This is a genomic window from Sinorhizobium prairiense, from assembly GCF_029201645.2.
GTDB lineage: Bacteria > Pseudomonadota > Alphaproteobacteria > Rhizobiales > Rhizobiaceae > Sinorhizobium > Sinorhizobium meliloti_A.
Genome location: NZ_CP104131.1, coordinates 1,256,166 through 1,268,640, shown reverse-complemented (window position 1 = coordinate 1,268,640; position 12,475 = coordinate 1,256,166). Strand labels below are relative to the sequence as shown.

At 61.8% G+C, this 12,475-nt stretch carries 11 protein-coding genes and 2 pseudogenes; 8 read left to right on the top strand and 5 right to left on the bottom strand.

The genetic code is table 11. From position 1 onward, the window contains the following. Positions 1-47: 47 nt before the first annotated feature. Together N0Q91_RS08645 and N0Q91_RS08640 are read right to left on the bottom strand one after the other, a co-directional pair. Positions 48-335, bottom strand: a pseudogene (locus tag N0Q91_RS08645) (GIY-YIG nuclease family protein); the annotation flags it as partial. Between the two features lie 198 nt (positions 336-533). Next, positions 534-857: a DUF1127 domain-containing protein gene (locus N0Q91_RS08640; RefSeq protein ID WP_275597854.1), complete on the bottom strand. Its 324-nt coding sequence runs from the start codon at positions 855-857 to the stop codon at positions 534-536. 1 nt (position 858) lies between these two features. Here N0Q91_RS08640 and N0Q91_RS08635 point away from each other — a divergent pair, with 1 nt between their 5' ends. The 8 genes from N0Q91_RS08635 (at position 859) to N0Q91_RS08600 (ending at position 9,426) form a co-directional block, all read left to right on the top strand. Further along, complete coding sequence (locus N0Q91_RS08635) at positions 859-2,277, top strand: aminotransferase-like domain-containing protein (RefSeq protein ID WP_275597853.1); 1,419 nt, start codon at positions 859-861, stop codon at positions 2,275-2,277. Between the two features lie 90 nt (positions 2,278-2,367). Then, entirely contained in the window at positions 2,368-2,955 is a 588-nt protein-coding gene (locus N0Q91_RS08630) for an acyloxyacyl hydrolase (protein ID WP_275597852.1), read from the top strand. 182 nt (positions 2,956-3,137) lie between these two features. Then, a complete protein-coding gene (gene purL, locus N0Q91_RS08625) occupies positions 3,138-5,369 on the top strand; it encodes a phosphoribosylformylglycinamidine synthase subunit PurL (RefSeq protein ID WP_275597851.1) in 2,232 nt (743 codons plus the stop codon). A 123-nt stretch (positions 5,370-5,492) separates the two neighbouring features. Next, entirely contained in the window at positions 5,493-5,726 is a 234-nt protein-coding gene (locus tag N0Q91_RS08620) for a BolA/IbaG family iron-sulfur metabolism protein (protein WP_003531391.1), read from the top strand. Positions 5,727-5,733: 7 nt separating this feature from the next. Further along, on the top strand, positions 5,734-5,976 hold the full coding sequence (locus tag N0Q91_RS08615; protein ID WP_100673142.1) for a hypothetical protein: 243 nt from the start codon (positions 5,734-5,736) through the stop codon (positions 5,974-5,976). A gap of 159 nt (positions 5,977-6,135) precedes the next feature. Continuing rightward, on the top strand, positions 6,136-6,471 hold the full coding sequence (grxD, locus tag N0Q91_RS08610) for a Grx4 family monothiol glutaredoxin (protein WP_100673141.1): 336 nt from the start codon (positions 6,136-6,138) through the stop codon (positions 6,469-6,471). 336 nt (positions 6,472-6,807) lie between these two features. Continuing rightward, positions 6,808-8,055, top strand: coding sequence for a multidrug effflux MFS transporter (locus tag N0Q91_RS08605; protein ID WP_275597850.1), 1,248 nt, complete (start codon positions 6,808-6,810; stop codon positions 8,053-8,055). 57 nt (positions 8,056-8,112) lie between these two features. Beyond that, positions 8,113-9,426 (top strand): multidrug effflux MFS transporter, encoded by a 1,314-nt coding sequence (locus tag N0Q91_RS08600; protein ID WP_275597849.1) that lies wholly within the window; start codon positions 8,113-8,115, stop codon positions 9,424-9,426. 113 nt (positions 9,427-9,539) lie between these two features. Here the strand turns inward: N0Q91_RS08600 and N0Q91_RS08595 are convergent. The 3 genes and pseudogenes from N0Q91_RS08595 to N0Q91_RS08585 form a co-directional block, all read right to left on the bottom strand. Then, a pseudogene (locus tag N0Q91_RS08595) lies at positions 9,540-10,363 on the bottom strand (inositol monophosphatase family protein). Next, a complete protein-coding gene (ttcA, locus tag N0Q91_RS08590; protein WP_275598109.1) occupies positions 10,360-11,244 on the bottom strand; it encodes a tRNA 2-thiocytidine(32) synthetase TtcA in 885 nt (294 codons plus the stop codon). Before ttcA ends, N0Q91_RS08595 begins: the two are co-directional and overlap by 4 nt. A gap of 149 nt (positions 11,245-11,393) precedes the next feature. Continuing rightward, positions 11,394-12,341 (bottom strand): glutaminase, encoded by a 948-nt coding sequence (locus N0Q91_RS08585; RefSeq protein ID WP_018095095.1) that lies wholly within the window; start codon positions 12,339-12,341, stop codon positions 11,394-11,396. Between the last annotated feature and the right edge of the window lie 134 nt (positions 12,342-12,475).

Genomic DNA, 12,475 nt, shown 5'->3' with positions numbered 1-12,475 from the left:
TGACGAGCACAGCGATGAGGGTGGAGAAGGTCCCTCGGCGCGTTCCATAAACCGTGAAGATAGTGGGAGATATCTTCCCATTCCGGGTTCAATTCTTCTATCAACTTAAGCTTCCACTTCCTCGGCCATTTCTTCATCGTCTTCTCCCGCATGATGGCGGAAGTCAGCAGGTCGAACTCCTCGAACCACACCAAGGTCTTCACGCCGTATCTGGACGTGAACCCAGGCGTCAGATCGTTCTGGTGCTCGAGGAGGCGGCGCGGCAGGTCCCGGGTTACGCCCGTGTACAGCGTCCCGTTTCGCTTCGATGCGAGAATGTAGACGTAACCCTTCATTGCGTGAAAGGTTGACCATTCCCTCGCATATTCGCAATCGGACGTTGTAGAGACCAAACCTCCCCGGCCCTCATTCCTGTGCTTGTCACAGGAATCCAGCCAGACCAAGTCATTGGACTGGAAGGACTCTTCCGCGCCGCAGACGCGGCGCCGCTCTCATCGCTGTGACGAGACAGCGAGGAAGCAATCGCCGGACACCTACCGCCAGAAAGGGACGGCCGACTCACGCCGCGCCTCTTTTTCACTCACACCGATATCGTCGAGCAGATGCGTGCTCAGTTCGTCGAGCGCCAGACGGCTGCGCCTCTTGGACGCCAGTTTGCTATAAAGCTGCCAAAGCCGCGACAACAAGTTTCCCGCGCCACTTCGTGAATCAATGCCGAAGCGGGCCGGTGGCCGCGGATTGCGCTCCCGGGGCTGAATTGCATCAATTGCACCCATTGTCATCACCATTGCTCGCATTGCATCTGCTGCCATAGAGATAATTGACATGAAATGTCGCGCAATATAGAGAATTGTCACTATGACAACTTGGCTTCCCGACATTGAAGAAGGTCACGGGCCGCTTTACGCGCGCATCGCCGACCAGATCGAAGAGGCGATCGGCAACGGCACACTGCCCGCGGGTACGAAGCTGCCGCCCCAGCGCAATCTCGCCTTCGATGTAGGGGTCACGATCGGCACGATCGGGCGCGCCTACGGCATTGTCCGCGAACGTGGCCTTGTCAGCGGCGAGGTCGGCCGCGGCACCTACGTTCTCGATCATCCGGAAAGCCGGCCGCCGGAGCAGTCGGATCCGCTGACGACGTCGCTTTCAGGGACGCGCCCGCTCATAGCGCCCGCCGGCAAGCTCCGCTTCGACAGCACCGCCGCTCCTGATATCGGACAGGGCGACATCCTGGCGCAATTGCTCGGAGACATCAGCCGCGAGCATCACGGGGACATTGCGAGCTATGCCCGCAACTTTCCGGATCATTGGTTCGAGGCTGGATCTCAATGGCTGGCACGCGGCAATTTCCGGCCAGGGCCGGAAACGGTCGTCCCGACGCTTGGGGCTCATGCCGCAGTCGTCGCGGTGATCTCGGCCGTCACCTCCCCGGGCGACCGCATCGCCTTCGAGACGCTGACCTATTCCCAGATCAGCCGCAGCGCGGGCCTCATCGGCCGGCGGATCGCGCTGGTGGAATGCGACGAATTCGGGATGCGGCCGGAAGATTTCGAGCGTGTCTGTGCCCAGCAGCACCCGAAACTCGCCTTTCTGATGCCCGGCGCGCAGAACCCTACGGTGGCGGTCATGCCGCTCGACCGGCGCCAGGCAATCGCCGACATCGCGCGCAAATACGGCGTCTGGCTGGTCGAGGACAATCTCTACGGTTCCATGACCGGGGACCCGCTGCCATTGCTGATGGAACTTGCGCCCGAGCGAACCTTCCTCGTCGGCGGTCTTTCGAAGTCCGTTGCTGCCGGCGTACGCGGCGGCTGGGTCGCCTGCCCGCCGCATTTCAGCCAGCGCATCCGCGTAGCCCACAAGATGGTGAGCGGCGGCCTGCCTTTCATTCTCGCGGAGCTTTGCGCCCGTCTGGTCCTCTCCGGATCGGCGTCGGTATTGCGCAATCGCGGCGTCGAGGAAATAGGCGCACGCGAAGCTCTGGCGCGCGAGATCTTCACGGGCTTCGATTTCAACTCGCATCCGAAGATTCCGTTTTTCTGGCTGAAGCTGCCCGAGCCCTGGCTTTCCGGAACCTTCAAGCAGGCCGCCCTGCAGGAGGGCGTGCTTATCGACGATGAGGATGAATTCAAGGCCGGACGCTCCGACCGGGTTTTTCACCGTATCCGCGTCGGTTTCTCCTCGCCCACCGAACGATCCGAGGTGCGAAGAGGCTTCGAAATACTGCGCCGTCTTCTCGATAGCGGGCGCGCCGGATACGACAGTTTCGATTGATTACTTTTTAGAGGTGACTTTCGCACAAGCCTCGGCAATCTATTCTTGCTTTTGATCCCGCAGAATTGATTCGCACTGGAAGGTTTGAGCATGAAGGATTTCCGCTCGTTTGCAGGTCGGGGACCGTTTACATTCGTTGCAGCATCCCTGACGCTTTCGAGCGCACTCATCGGTTCTCAGGCCGGTGCAGCAGAAGGTGTCTTCGATGAATTGCGGTTCGGCGCTACGACCTCGATCGGCAACGGCTCAAATCAGGAAGACGGGGTCTTCCCCTCCGCTACATTGTTCTTCGATCCGCTCGGCGCCGGCAGCGCAAGCGGCCTTGTCGAGAAAATCCTGCGGCCGCGGATCCATGCCGGCGCGTCCGTCGCGACCTCGTCCAGCGGCGTAAACGAAATCTACGCCGGCTTGAGTTGGAATGCCGACATCACCGAGCGCTTTTTCATCGAGCTCGGCGCCGGCGGCACGGTGCATGACGGCGATCTCAATGACGATGGATCGGACGGACCGAAACTCGGCTGCAGGCTGCTGTTTCGCGAATATGCAGCAGCGGGCTACCGTTTCGACGATCACTGGAATCTCTCGGCCACGGTCGAGCATGCGTCCAATGCCAACCTCTGCGACGGCCCGAACGACGGGCTCACGCGTGCGGGGCTGATGCTCGGCTACCAGTTCTAAAGTCCCGGTCCGACGGGCTGAAATCCGGGCTGCCGCCCTGTTGATCGACCGTATTTTTCTGTCGCGCCGCGTCGCAGCATAGGCTAAAGAAGCCGCAAAGCGCCCCTGTTACGTTGCGGTACGCACGCGCCTTCCCTTTGAAGCCAGGGTTGCGCGCCGCCCGAAGGATTTGACGGTCGACGATGACGATTTCCAACACCCGCCCCATCACCCCGGACCTGATCGCCTCGCACGGGCTCAAGTCCGACGAATACGAACGCATCCTGAACCTGATCGGGCGCGAGCCGACCTTTACGGAGCTTGGCATCTTCTCCGCCATGTGGAACGAGCATTGCTCGTACAAGTCCTCGAAGAAATGGCTTCGCACGCTCCCGACCAAGGGGCCTCGCGTCATCCAGGGCCCGGGCGAGAACGCCGGCGTGGTCGACATCGACGACGGTGACTGCGTCGTCTTCAAGATGGAGAGCCACAACCATCCCTCCTACATCGAGCCCTACCAGGGAGCGGCAACGGGCGTCGGCGGCATCCTGCGTGATGTCTTCACGATGGGTGCGCGTCCGGTAGCGGCGATGAACGCGCTGCGCTTCGGTTCACCGGATCACCCGAAGACCCGCCACCTCGTCTCGGGCGTCGTCGCAGGCGTCGGCGGCTACGGCAATTCCTTCGGCGTGCCGACGGTCGGCGGCGAAGTCGAGTTCGACGCGCGCTACAATGGCAACATCCTCGTCAATGCCTTCGCTGCGGGGCTCGCCAAGACCGACGCGATCTTCTACTCGAAGGCGGAAGGCGTCGGCCTCCCGGTCGTCTATCTCGGCGCCAAGACCGGACGCGACGGTGTCGGCGGCGCGACGATGGCATCGGCCGAGTTCGACGAGTCGATCGAGGAGAAGCGTCCGACCGTTCAGGTTGGCGATCCCTTCACCGAGAAGTGCCTGCTCGAAGCCTGCCTGGAGCTGATGCAGACCGGTGCGGTCATTGCGATCCAGGACATGGGCGCTGCCGGACTCACCTGCTCGGCCGTCGAAATGGGCGCCAAGGGCGATCTCGGCATCGAACTCGATCTCGACAAGGTGCCGGTGCGCGAAGAGCGCATGACGGCCTATGAGATGATGCTTTCGGAAAGCCAGGAGCGCATGCTGATGGTGCTGCGCCCGGAAAAGGAAGAGGAAGCCAAGGCCATCTTCGTCAAATGGGGCCTCGATTTCGCGATCGTCGGCAAGACCACCGACGACCTGCGTTTCCGCATTCTGCACCAGGGCGAAGAAGTCGCGAACCTGCCGATCAAGGAACTCGGAGACGAGGCGCCGGAATACGACCGCCCCTGGACGCCGGCAAGGACACCCTCGCCGCTCGCCACCAACGACATTCCGCAGGCTGATGTGTCCGATGCGCTTCTGAAGCTTGTCGGTTCCGCCAACAATTCCTCGCGCCGCTGGGTCTATGAGCAGTATGACACGCTGATCCAGGGTAATTCGCTGCAGCTTCCGGGCGGCGACGCCGGCGTAATCCGCGTCGAGGGCCATGAGACCAAGGCACTTGCCTTTTCTTCGGACGTTACGCCGCGCTACGTCGAAGCCGATCCGTTCGAGGGCGGCAAGCAGGCGGTCGCCGAGTGCTGGCGCAACCTGACTGCGACCGGCGCGCTGCCACTCGCCGCCACAGATAATTTGAACTTCGGCAATCCCGAACGGCCGGAGATCATGAGCCAGCTCGTCCATGCGATCAAAGGTATCGGCGAAGCCTGCCAGGCACTCGACTTCCCGATCGTCTCCGGCAACGTCTCGCTCTACAACGAGACCAACGGCCAGGCGATCCTGCCGACCCCTACCATCGGAGGCGTCGGCCTCGTCCGCGACTGGTCGAAGATGGCGCGGATTCGCTTTGCTGCGGCGAACGAGACCATCCTCCTCGCCGGTGCTCCGCAGAGCTGGGGAACGCATATCGGCCAGTCGGTCTACATGCGCGACATCCATGGCCGCACCGACGGTCCCGCGCCGCATGTCGACCTCGGCCATGAACGCAAGGTCGGCGATTTCGTTCGCGGATTGATCGAGGACGGCCTGGTTACGGCCGTGCACGACTGCTCCTCGGGCGGACTTGCGCTCGCCGTGGCCGAGATGGCCATCGCTTCCGGCATCGGCGCGACGATCGATACACCGCCGGAACACGACCCGATCCCGGTCTTCTACGGCGAAGACCAGGGGCGCTATGTCGTAACCGTCGCGGAGGGTTCGGCCGAGACGGTGGCCGCGCGGGCAAAAGCCGCCGGCGTTGCGCTGCCGGTGATCGGCAGGACAGGCGGAAATGCGGTGCAGCTCGGAAACGCCAGGCCCGTATCCGTCGACGAATTGCGTTCCGCACATGAGGCGTGGTTCCCCAATTACATGGGTGGCGATCTCGCACCGGACAATTGACCCGCCGGCCGGCAGACGGCCGAAACAGCATTTGCCTTCGGCCCCTGAATCGTGTTCCCTTTAGTTCATAGCGGGCGGCGGCAATGCCGCCGCGCCGCAAAATTACAAGGGAGTTGGCGTATCATGCCCATGGCACCAGGCGATATCGAAGACATGATCAAGGCCGGGATTCCCGGCGCAAAGGTCACGATTCGTGATCTGGCCGGTGACGGCGACCACTATGCCGCCGAAGTCGTGGCCGAAGCGTTTCGTGGCAAGACGCGCGTGCAGCAGCACCAGATGGTCTACAACGCCCTGAAGGGCAACATGGGCGGCATTCTGCATGCGCTCGCCCTTCAAACCAGCGCGCCGGAGTGAGGCGGAAATGGTCGACCTGATCAAGGAGCTCGTAAGCGGGGTCGTTGACAGCGCATTGAAAGAGATCCTCAAGAAAACCAGAGCGACCGGAACCGCGGCCAAACGGGCGAAACGGCGAAGCAGGAAAGCCAAGTCTGGCGGCATACTGGCTGACATCGTCGAGGCGGCCTTGCGTAAACCGGCAAAGAAGCAGGTGAGCCGTCGCCGGACCGCGGCTTCCCGGAGCAAACTGCGCCGCCGCTCGGCCTAGATCCCCTAGCCCTCGTGTCCCGCGGATAGTGGTGCGGAAGCCGAACTTTGAGGGACCATCAATAATTTTGCGATTGGGTGGTGAAAACCACGTCCATGCGTGCTATCTAGACCCCAATCGATATCCGGTCCTTGAAACCGGCGAAGGAAGGAAGACAAGATGAGCGGAATCAGCGATTTCATCGATAACGAGGTCAAGAGCAACGACGTCGTTCTTTTCATGAAGGGAACGCCGCAGTTTCCGCAGTGCGGTTTCTCCGGCCAGGTGGTGCAGATCCTGGATTACGTCGGCGTCGACTATAAGGGCATCAACGTGCTCGCCGATGCCGATCTGCGTCAGGGCATCAAGGATTATTCCAATTGGCCGACCATTCCGCAGCTTTACGTAAAGGGCGAGTTCGTCGGCGGTTGCGACATCGTGCGGGAGATGTTCCAGGCGGGCGAGTTGCAGACGCTTCTTCAGGGACAGGGTATTTCCGTCAAGGGCGCCGCCTAACACCCTCCGAACCGCATCTTTGCGATGATCGGAAAAGGCGGGTAACCGCCTTTTTTGATTCCGAAGCAATATGCCGCGCGCCTAATGTTCGATACGCTTCATGAGCGGGCGGCGAAATTCACGCCAGTCATGGGCGTCATGGACGACCGGCCGCGCGGTCTCGTACGCAGCCCTGCCCAAGGGTGCGGCCTCTTCCGCCGGCGAGTACTGCGTCCTTCTTCGATCCGACACAACAAAAGACTGAATTTATTCAGCAGATCCAAATCATTGCGAAACGTGCCACGCACTGGCTCGGCGTGGCAAAGAACCGGCTCCGGGAAAGCGGCAGCCGGCAGGATGTATGAAATGACAAGGCCCATAGACCAAGCCGCCACCCTCTCCGGGCTGACGAAAGTCCAGTTCATTGCATTGATGGCCATGCTGATGTCCATCAATGCGATCTCGATCGACATCATGTTGCCCGGGCTGCAGGAAATCGGCGCGAGCCTCGGCGTGGCCGATGAGAACCATCGGCAATACGTCATAACCGCCTACCTGCTCGGCATGGGGTTCGCGCAACTGTTCTTCGGCCCCCTGTCCGACCGCTTCGGGCGAAAGGCACCCTTGTTGGGCGGGCTGGCCCTTTACGGCGTCAGCGCTCTCGCGATCGTCTTCGTACCGACCTTCACGACACTCCTCTTCCTTCGGCTCGTTCAGGGCATAGGCGCGGCGGCAACCCGCGTCATCACCGTTTCCATCGTGCGCGATGTCTATGGCGGGCGGCAGATGGCCGAGATCATGTCGCTGGTAATGATGGTGTTCATGATCGTCCCGGTCATCGCGCCGAGCATCGGACAATTGATCATGCTCTTTTCCGAATGGCACATGATCTTCGTCGTGATCGCACTGTTCGCGGTTGCCGTAGCGCTTCCGGTCGCCTTGCGCCTTCGTGAGACTTTGGCCCCCGCCAACCGGCGCCCCTTCACGGCCTCGTCCATACTTGCGGGCTTCCGCATCGTGCTGACGAACCGGCTGGCGCTGTTCTATACGCTCGCGACGTCGGCTCTCCTTGGCGGTCTCTTCGGTTTCATCAACTCGGCGCAACAAATTCTCGTCGGCGTCTATGGCCTGGGCGTCTGGTTTCCGGCAGTATTCGCCGCTTTCGCCGGCATGATGGCGGTCGCCTCCTTTACCAATTCGCGACTTGTCCGGACGTTCGGCATGCGGGCATTGTCGCACGCCGCGCTTCTCGGCTTCACCCTGGCAAGTTTCATCTGGATGTCGGCTTCATTGATCGGGCCGCTGCCTTTGCCGGTCTTCATGCTCCTTCATGCCGCCACCATGTTCCAGTTCGGGCTGATCGCCGCCAACTTCAACGCCATGGCGATGGAACCGCTCGGCCACGTTGCCGGCACCGCCTCATCCGTTCTCGGCTTCACGCAGACGATCGGCGGCGGAATCATCGGCGCGTTCATCGGCCAGGCATTCGATAACAGCGTCACGCCCCTTGCGGTCGGCTTCTTCACGGTCGCACTCGTGGCGCTTGTCTGCGTGCTGATCGCAGAGGGCGGCAAGCTCTTCAAACCGCACAATCCGGCAGGCTAGCCGGATCGGCTCGAGGCCACCGATTTTTCCTCCCAGTCCATTTTGGATGTTTTGAACATGACTTCCGTTTCCCAACAATCTTCGCTTGGTGAACAATCATCGGGCCATGCCGATCAGGCTTCGGGCGCCGCGCGTCTCGGAATGGGCCTTGTCGAATTCATCGTCACCATTGCAGTCATGACCGCGAGCATTGCGCTCGCGATCGACAGCATGCTGCCGGCTCTGCCGAGCATCGGCCAGACGCTCAACGTTGCCAACGCCAACGATACGCAACTCGTGATCGGCGTCTTCTTTCTCGGCTTCGGCCTCTCCCAGATATTCTTCGGGAGCCTTTCGGATGCCTTCGGGCGCCGGTCCGTTCTCCTTTGCGGCCTTGCACTCTTCAGCGTGTCGATGTTCGCCGCCTCCTGGGTCGAAAGCATAGAGACGCTGCTCCTGCTCCGCTTCATCCAGGGCATCGGCGGTGCCGCCGTCCGCATCACGACCATGGCGATCGTCCGCGACTGTTTCGGCGGCCGCGACATGGCGCGCGTCATGTCCTATGTGATGATCGTCTTCATGATCGTGCCGATCGTCGCCCCGACACTTGGCCAAGTGGTGATCGCCTATGCCGACTGGCACTGGATCTTCATCTTGATCGGCGTCGTCGGCACCGCCCTGTTCGTCTGGGCGCTGACCCGGATGAAGGAGTCCCTGCCGAAGGAGGAACGTCTGCCGCTTTCGGTGGGAGCGGTCCTTTCCGGCTTCCGCACGGTGCTCACGAACCGCATCACCTGCGGCTACATGATCGGAATGACCCTGTTTACCGCCGTCATTTGCGCCTATGTCGTCAGCGTTCAGCAGGTCTTCGGCGAGGTCTACAACCTCAGTGACTGGATGCCTATCGCCTTTGCAGGCACCGCCGGCGGGATAGCGGTCGCGAACTTCGCCAACGGCTATTTCGTGCGCAGTTTCGGCATGCGACGCATCTCGCATGCCGCGATGATCCTCTTCACCCTCTTTGCTGCGACCGGTTACGTCCTGTCGCTCGCGGGCACTCCGGCCTTCGCCATCAGCTATCTCCTGTTTTCGTTATTGCTGATGTTCTTCGCCGTCATCGCCACCAACTTCACGGCCATCAGCCTCGAGCCTATGGGACATCTGGCGGGCACGGCAACCGCCGTCACCGGTTTCGTCTCCACCACCGGCGGTGCGCTGATCGGCGGTGCCGTCGGCCAGCTCTTCAACGGCACGCTGCAGCCGCTCTTCGGCGGCTACGCCCTGTTCGGCGTGCTGACCATCCTCGCAACGCTCTGGGCGGAAAATGGAAAGCTGTTCACCCATCCGGGCGACAGCGATGGGACGCACGAACACGGCGGCGGACACCTTTAGAGCACTTCCAGGAAACTGTGTAGCGGTCTTCCGTCCGGAGGGTGCATCGGGTCTAACGACAGAGGCCGCCCGGAAAACCGGGCGGCCTCTGTCGTTCGAAAGGGCTTTTCAGATCAGACGGTGAAGACCTCCCGCCGCAACTCCTCCCAGCTCTCCTTGTCGGTCGCCAGAAGCAGCCCGCCGTTCGTGTGCGCGGGAAGATAACGCGAGCCGTCGAAACGGGCCGCATAGGCGCCGGCCTCTTCGGCGATCAGGGTGCCGGCAAGGTGGTCCCAGGGCATAAGCTTCTGATACATCAGGAAGTGCAGATGACCGCCGGCAAAGATTCGGTATTCATGCGCCGCGCAGCGATAGCTCGTGGCCATCCGGACCTTCGCCATATTGCCCATGACGATGCGGCGCTCGGCCTGCGCGTAAAACCCGGCCGATGCGACGCCCACCATGTTGTCGACGGTGACCCCGGCTGTGACCGACAGTCTCTCCTGCGTCCCGTCGGGCCGGCACATCCACGCGCCGGAGCCCCGCTCGGCGATGACCCAGTCGTTGCCGAGCGGATCGTAGATGATCCCTGCGACGGTCTCTCCCCGGCAACGACGCTCGCCATCACTCCGAAGAGCGGCAGGCCGGCTGCGAAATTGAAGGTGCCGTCGATCGGATCGACGACGATCGCGAGATCTGCACCGGCGAGCTTGTCGAGGAGCGCCGGATCGGCGGCGACGGATTCCTCGCCGATGAACACGGCCCCCGGCGCAATCGCGTCTATATTCGCCTTGATCAGCCTCTCGGCGGCCTCGTCGCCTTCCGTCACCAGGTCGATCGCTTCCGATTTCATCCGCACATCGCCGGAGCCGAGATTGCGAAAGCGCGGGAGGATTTCCTTTACCGCCGCTTCCTGCAGCAGGTTGGCAAGTGCGGCGATGTCGACGGAATGGCTCATTCTTTGGGCTCCGGAGAGAGGGATTGGAAGTCGAAAAGCTTCGGATCGAGCAGATGCGAGGCGTTCACGTGTCCGAGCGCGCGCAGCATCGTGTCCTTGCGGCCCGGCATGCGCCGCTCGATATCCGCAAGCATCGCCTTCATTGCATTGCGCTCGAGCCCATCCTGCGAGCCACAGAGGTCGCAGGGGATGATCGGGAACTCCATGGCCGCGGCGAACTTCGCCAGATCGTCCTCTGCCGCATAGGCAAGCGGCCGCAGAACCATCAGATCGCCCTCGTCGTTGAGAAGCTTTGCCGGCATCGACGCCAGGCGCCCGCCATGGAAAAAGTTCATGAAAAAGGTTTCGAGGATGTCTTCCCGATGATGGCCAAGCACCAATGCGTCGCAGCCCTCCTCCCGGGCGATGCGATAAAGATTGCCGCGCCGCAGCCGTGAACAGAGCGAACAATAGGTCGCGCCCGCCGGCACCTTCTCTTTCACTATCGAATAGGTGTCGCGGTATTCGATGCGGTGCTCGACGCCGATGGACCGGAGATAGTCGGGCAGGACATGCTTCGGAAAATTCGGCTGCCCCTGATCCAGATTGCAGGCGACGATTTCGACGGGAAGCAGACCCCGCCACTGCAGGTCCATCAGCAGCGCCAGCAGGCTGTAGCTGTCCTTTCCACCCGAAACGCCGACAAGCCAGCGTCTGGAGCCCTTGAGCATGCCGAAATCGTCGAGCGCCTGGCGCACCTGCCTGAGCAGGCGCTTGCGCAGCTTGTTGAAGGAGACGGAGGACGGCATGCGCGAAAAAAGCGGATGGGCCGCACCTTCGAATGCGGCGTCATCTTCAATGACGCTGCCTGTCTCGTCGGGGGAGGATTGTGCGACTTCCATGGCGGCAATCTCGGATTGTGCAGAGCGCAGGTTGCGCTCTGTTTTCTGAAGCAGCACTTGCCCCGTCCGGCCGGGAAGATCAAGAAAAAACGGGCGTGTGGGCCCCCGGCGTCCCGTGAAGGGTACAGGGGCGGCGGCTTTCCGCGCGCTTACGGCCCGAACACCGACCAACCCGTACGCGCAGCCAGCATTTCGAGCGCCAGCGACCCCAGCAGCGAATTGCCGTATTCGTTGAGCCCCGGCGACCAGACGGCAATAGACGCCTTGCCCGGCGCCACCGCCATGATGCCGCCGCCGACGCCGCTCTTCCCCGGCAGACCGACCCGGTAGGCAAAATCCCCGGAGCCGTCATAATGGCCGCAGGTGAGCATAAGCGCATTGATGCGCCGCGCGCGCTGGCGCGACACGACCGAATGCCCGGTCAGCGGGTTGGTGCCGCCGGCGGCCAGAAACAGACCGGCTTTGGCGAGCTGGCTACAGGTCATCGCGAGCGCGCAATGATGGAAATAGACGCCGAGCACGTGCTCGACCGGATGATCGAGCCGGCCGAAGGAGCGCATGAAATTCGCAAGCGCGATGTTGCGGTAACCGGTCGCGGTCTCCGAGCGTGCGACTTCATGATCGATCACGATGTCCTCGTCATCCGCGAGATAACGAACGAAGCGAACGATCTCCCCGATCAGCTCCTTCGGCGTGTGGCCGGCGAGAATGAGATCGCTTATCCTGATCGCGCCGGCATTGATGAAGGGGTTGCGCGGCTTGCCGCCCTCATGCTCGAGCTGCACGATCGAATTGAAGGCCGAGCCCGAAGGCTCGCGCCCAACCCGGTTCCAGATGTTTTCGCCGTGTTTGCCCAGCGCCAGCGTGAGCGTGAACACCTTGGAGATGCTCTGAATGGAGAACGGCATCTCCGCATCGCCGGCGCGATAGACCTTGCCGCCCGTTGTGACGATCGCCATGCCGAAGTGGCGGGCATCGACGCGTGCTAGCTGCGGAATATAATCCGCAACCTTCCCTTCGCCGAGGCGCGGCGTCAGTTCCAGAAAGATGTCGTCGATGATCGCCTGGAGGTCTTCTTGCGGTTTCGGCTCACGCATACGGCACTTCTCACTTCGGAAGCGGTCTCGTTCAGGACACTCCGTCCTGCGCCCGCCTCCAGTCTATGGGATTCGTCCGGCAACTTCGTACAAAAAAACCGCCCGTCTCCGGGCGGTTTTCCAATTCGTTCAGG

Bases quoted from the DNA above. Each gene is read 5' to 3' on its own strand.
- N0Q91_RS08605 (WP_275597850.1), top strand. From the start codon at position 6,808: ATGTATGAAATGACAAGGCCCATAGACCAAGCCGCCACCCTCTCCGGG.
- N0Q91_RS08585 (WP_018095095.1), bottom strand. From the start codon at position 12,341: ATGCGTGAGCCGAAACCGCAAGAAGACCTCCAGGCGATCATCGACGAC.
- ttcA (WP_275598109.1), bottom strand. From the start codon at position 11,244: ATGGAAGTCGCACAATCCTCCCCCGACGAGACAGGCAGCGTCATTGAA.
- N0Q91_RS08630 (WP_275597852.1), top strand. From the start codon at position 2,368: ATGAAGGATTTCCGCTCGTTTGCAGGTCGGGGACCGTTTACATTCGTT.
- grxD (WP_100673141.1), top strand. From the start codon at position 6,136: ATGAGCGGAATCAGCGATTTCATCGATAACGAGGTCAAGAGCAACGAC.
- N0Q91_RS08600 (WP_275597849.1), top strand. From the start codon at position 8,113: ATGACTTCCGTTTCCCAACAATCTTCGCTTGGTGAACAATCATCGGGC.
- N0Q91_RS08635 (WP_275597853.1), top strand. From the start codon at position 859: ATGACAACTTGGCTTCCCGACATTGAAGAAGGTCACGGGCCGCTTTAC.
- N0Q91_RS08620 (WP_003531391.1), top strand. From the start codon at position 5,493: ATGCCCATGGCACCAGGCGATATCGAAGACATGATCAAGGCCGGGATT.
- purL (WP_275597851.1), top strand. From the start codon at position 3,138: ATGACGATTTCCAACACCCGCCCCATCACCCCGGACCTGATCGCCTCG.
- N0Q91_RS08615 (WP_100673142.1), top strand. From the start codon at position 5,734: ATGGTCGACCTGATCAAGGAGCTCGTAAGCGGGGTCGTTGACAGCGCA.